Annotated in this window: 4 protein-coding genes; 1 reads left to right on the forward strand and 3 read right to left on the reverse strand. The window is 72.0% G+C overall.

All coding sequences use genetic code 11. From position 1 onward, the window contains the following. Positions 1-110: 110 nt before the first annotated feature. The 3 genes from D7W79_RS39695 to D7W79_RS39705 form a co-directional block, all read right to left on the reverse strand. Positions 111-1,163, reverse strand: a complete 1,053-nt coding sequence (locus D7W79_RS39695) for an alpha/beta hydrolase-fold protein (RefSeq protein WP_120530409.1) — start codon at positions 1,161-1,163, stop codon at positions 111-113. Between the two features lie 96 nt (positions 1,164-1,259). Beyond that, positions 1,260-2,168 (reverse strand): TIGR01777 family oxidoreductase, encoded by a 909-nt coding sequence (locus D7W79_RS39700; RefSeq protein WP_120530410.1) that lies wholly within the window; start codon positions 2,166-2,168, stop codon positions 1,260-1,262. Continuing rightward, entirely contained in the window at positions 2,165-2,728 is a 564-nt protein-coding gene (locus tag D7W79_RS39705) for a peroxiredoxin family protein (RefSeq protein WP_171438045.1), read from the reverse strand. The genes D7W79_RS39700 and D7W79_RS39705 overlap by 4 nt, the downstream gene beginning before the upstream one ends. Positions 2,729-2,851: 123 nt before the next feature. Between D7W79_RS39705 and D7W79_RS39710 the strand changes: the two genes are divergently transcribed. Then, complete coding sequence (locus D7W79_RS39710) at positions 2,852-3,940, forward strand: polyprenyl synthetase family protein (RefSeq protein WP_120530412.1); 1,089 nt, start codon at positions 2,852-2,854, stop codon at positions 3,938-3,940. Positions 3,941-3,983: the final 43 nt, after the last annotated feature.

Here is a 3,983-nt window from a genome sequence, read left to right on the forward strand (position 1 = left end):
CCCCTCCCAATCCTGGATCATCCAGCCTTGGCCGCCTTCCTCCGGAGCCAAGCCCTTGAATCCATGGGGTTTTCACGCCGGGTGGAAATCCGGCCCTTCGCCGCGCCGCGTCACCCAGCGGTCGAGAAGATTTCTTCCAGGCCGGCCGGGAGGCTGGTCTGCCACGCGGGGTAATTATGGCCCCCGCTGTAGGGCCGGTACGTGACGCGGTGGCCGGTGGCGTGGAGGGCGGGCAAGAGGCGCTGGTTGCCGTCCTGGAGCCCCTCGAAGCGGCCGCAGTCCATCCAGACGTGCAGGGGGGGCTGGTGGGTGCGCCGGGCCAGGTCGAAGACGACCATGTCGGTGCCCTCGATGGAGAAGGCGCCGGACTGGGACAGCACGCGGCCGAAGACGCGCGGCAGGCGCTGCGCGGCGTAGAGGGCCATGAGGCCGCCCAGGGACGAGCCCAGCACCGCGTGCGCGCCCGGTGTGCGCTGCTCATCCACCAGCGACAGGTGCTCGCGGGCCAGCGGCAGCACGCGCTGCTCCAGGAAGGCCACGGTGGCCTCGCTGCACGCGTACTCGGTGGTGCGGGCCGGGCCGCCGTTGGCCACGAAGGCCATGGCCACCGGGCGCATGCGGCCCGCGGCGACCAGGTTCTCCACCAGCGTGGGCAGCTGCACGCGCTTCAGGTAGTCGTCGCCGTCCAGCACCACCATGAGCGGCACGGGGCCCTTCACGGGCGGCGCGTAGAGGGCCACCGCGCGCTTCCTGCCCACGGCCCACTCGTGCGTCTCCAGCTGGTGGCGCGTCAGGCGGCCCTTCGGCACGTTCCGGATGCGCTTGCCCAGCGGCGTGGGTTCACCCTTCGGCATCCAGAAGCAGTGGTTGAAGTCGCCGAAGCCGTTGTCGGAGCGGCGCGGGTTGAGGACGTCGCGCACGCGGCGGCCCTTCGCGTCCTGGAGCGCGTACTCGACGTAGGCGTCCTCCGGCAGCGCCAGCGAGCGCGCCCACAGCCCCTTGCCCACGCGATCCAGGGGCAGGGGCGTGCCGCGCCAGTCCTGGAAGTCCCCCTGGAGGAAGACCTGGCGGGGCCCCTTCCACACGAAGGTGGCGGTGTCTCCGTCGATGAGCGGCGTGCCCTCTTTGCGCGCGCGGGCTTCCAGCGTCCGGGTGTCGTCCATGCGTGGCGCGCACTGTACGCACCCGTGCGCGAAAGCCCGGGGTCTTGCGCGGCGTCCCCGTCCACCCGCCGACATCGCGGGCGGGAGGCTTGAAGCTCAGGAGGACAGCAGGTCGCGCAGCGCCTCGGTCAGCTCCGGGTGGCGGAACTGGAAGCCCGCCTCCAGCGCGCGCCGGGGCATCACCCGCTGGCCCTCCAGCGCCACGCGCGCCATCTCCCCGAAGCGCGCCTTGAGGACCAGCCCCGGCACCGTCAGCGCCACGGGCCGCTCCAGCACCGCGCCCAGCGTGTGCGCGAAGGCCGAGTTGGTGACGGGCTCCGGCGATGTGGCGTTCACCGGGCCGGACAGGGTGGGGTGCTCCAGCGCGAAGCGCATCAACCGGAGGAGGTCCTCGCGGTGCACCCAGCTGACGTACTGCTGGCCGTTGCCCACCTTCGCGCCCGCGCCCATGCGGAACACCGGCAGCATCCGGTGCAGCACGCCACCCGCCGGGTGCAGCACCACGCCGATGCGCAGCCGCACCGTGCGGATGCCCGCCGCTTCCGCGCGCAGGGCCTCCGCCTCCCAGCCCTGGCACACGTGGGCGAGGAAGTCGTCGCCGGGCGCGTCCTCCTCCGTCAGCGTCCGCGCCGCGCGCGCGCCGCCGTAGAAGCCCACCGCCGACGCGCAGACGAAGTGGCGCACGGTACCGGCCTGCCGCATCGCCTCCACCAGCACGCGCGTGCCCTCCACGCGGCTGTGGTGGATGCGGTGCTTGGCCTCGTGTGTCCAACGTTGGTCCACCGGCTCCCCGGCCAGGTGCACCACCCCCTCCGCCCCCGCGAGCGCGTCCGGCGACATTGGCGTGCTGCCGTCGAAGTAGGAGCCCGTCACCCCGGAGGGCAGCCGGCCGAGCGCGTGCTCCACGTTCCGGCTGAGCACGTGCACCGTATGGCCAGCCTCCAACAAACCCTGGACAAGGCCTGGACCGAGGAAGCCGGTGGCGCCCGTACAGGTCACCCTCACGGGTGGGCCCCCGTCTCCCGCTCGGCGGTCAGGTCCTGGCCCACCAGCTCCCCCAGGGTGGCGAAGAAGCGGTCCTGGTCCTCCGGCTTCATGCGGCCGGAGTACCGGAAGACGAGCGTGCCCTCCGCGTCCAGCAGCATCACCGTGGACGTCTTGGTGGGCAGCTTCCACGGCGCCTCGCCCAGGGTGCCCTTCAGGTCCACCAGGATGGGCACGCCGGCCTTCTTCTCCTCGTCGCGCACGTACGACAGGGCAATCTCCCGGGCGGGGAAGAAGTCATACTTTTCCAGGTTGGCCACGGCGACCACGAAGGCGCTCTGGAGCAGGCCCCGCTCCCGTCCCCGGGCGAACAGCTCCGCCTTCAAGGGGGCGTTGAGTGTCGTGGAGTCCTTGTCCTCGTAGAAGAGGATGACGGGTTTCCCACGCCAGCGGGCCAGCTGGACGCGCTCTCCCTTGGAGGTGCTTAACGTCGCGTCCACCGGCTCCGGCTCCGGGGCGGCGCCACCCGCGCTCCCTGCCGCCAGGGTCACCGTCAACGCACCTGTGATCCATGCCTTCATCGGGAGCCTCGTGTGTACAAGGTTTTTGCAAACCTTAGACATAGCCTTGACAATCTCTGTACGCAAACGCTACCTCTAGGTGGAAAGGCTGCTGCTTTGCTCCCGCCTTCGGAGATCCGCTGTATGGCCACCCTGCTTCCCAACGTGCAGCAGACCTCCGCCGGAGCCGCATACCCCGAGCAAGCCTGGCTGCAGCTCGTGCAGGCGCAGGTGGAGGCCGCGCTCGCCCAGCTGTTCGATCTGCCGGACGAACAAGGCCTGGACGCACGTTGGACACAGGCTCAGTCGCAGACCCGGGCCTATGCGCTGCGGCCGGCGAAGCGGCTGAGGCCCGCGCTGGTGCTGGCGGGGCACGGGCTGGCGCGCGGGAGCACCGCGGTGCCGCCGGGGCTGTGGCGCTTCGCCGCGGGGCTGGAGCTTCTGCACACGTTCCTGCTCATCCACGACGACGTGGCGGATCAGGCGGAGCTGCGCCGGGGCGGGCAGGTGCTCCACCGGATGCTGGCCCCGGGCCGTCCGGGGGAAGACCTGGCCGTGGTGATGGGGGACCACCTCTTCGCGCGCTCGCTGGAGGCGATGCTGGAGTCGGGGCTGCCGGGCGCTTCCAGCGTGGCGCGCTACTACCTGGGCGTGTGCCGGCACACGGCGGCCGGGCAGTACCTGGACCTGGACCTGGCGCGCGTGCCGCTGGCGGAGGTGACGCTCTTCCAGACGCTGCGCGTGGCGCACCTCAAGACGGCGCGCTACGGCTTCTGCGCCCCGCTGGTGTGCGGCGCGATGCTGGGCGGCGCGGATCCGCTGCTCCAGCAGGGGCTGGAGCGGGTGGGGCGCTCGGTGGGGCTCGCGTACCAGCTGCGCGACGACCTCATCGGCCTGTTCGGCGACGCGTCCGTGGCGGGCAAGGCGTCCGACGGCGACTTCACGCAGGCCAAGCGCACCTTCCCGGTGGTGGCCGCGTACGTGCGCGCCACGCCCGAGGGCCGCGAGGAGCTGGAGCGGCTGTGGGCGCTGCCGGTGGAGTGCAAGGACGACGCGGCGCTGGCGCGCGCCCGGGAGCTGGTGGAGCACTTCGGCGGCCGGGCCGCGTGTGAGCGCGCGGTGGAGCGGGCGTCGCGCGCGGCGCGGCGGAGCCTGCAGGCGTTGCCCAACCCCCATGGCATGAGGGACCTGCTGGACGCCCTCATCAGCCGTCTCGCGCGTCGCGCTTCCTGAGGACACCGTCATGAGCGCACAGGGCAAGCGGGTGGTGGTGGTG

The sequence above is a fragment of the Corallococcus exercitus genome (genome assembly GCF_003611585.1).
GTDB lineage: Bacteria > Myxococcota > Myxococcia > Myxococcales > Myxococcaceae > Corallococcus > Corallococcus exercitus.

Bases quoted from the DNA above. Each gene is read 5' to 3' on its own strand.
- D7W79_RS39695 (WP_120530409.1), bottom strand. From the start codon at position 1,163: ATGGACGACACCCGGACGCTGGAAGCCCGCGCGCGCAAAGAGGGCACG.
- D7W79_RS39705 (WP_171438045.1), bottom strand. From the start codon at position 2,728: ATGAAGGCATGGATCACAGGTGCGTTGACGGTGACCCTGGCGGCAGGG.
- D7W79_RS39710 (WP_120530412.1), top strand. From the start codon at position 2,852: ATGGCCACCCTGCTTCCCAACGTGCAGCAGACCTCCGCCGGAGCCGCA.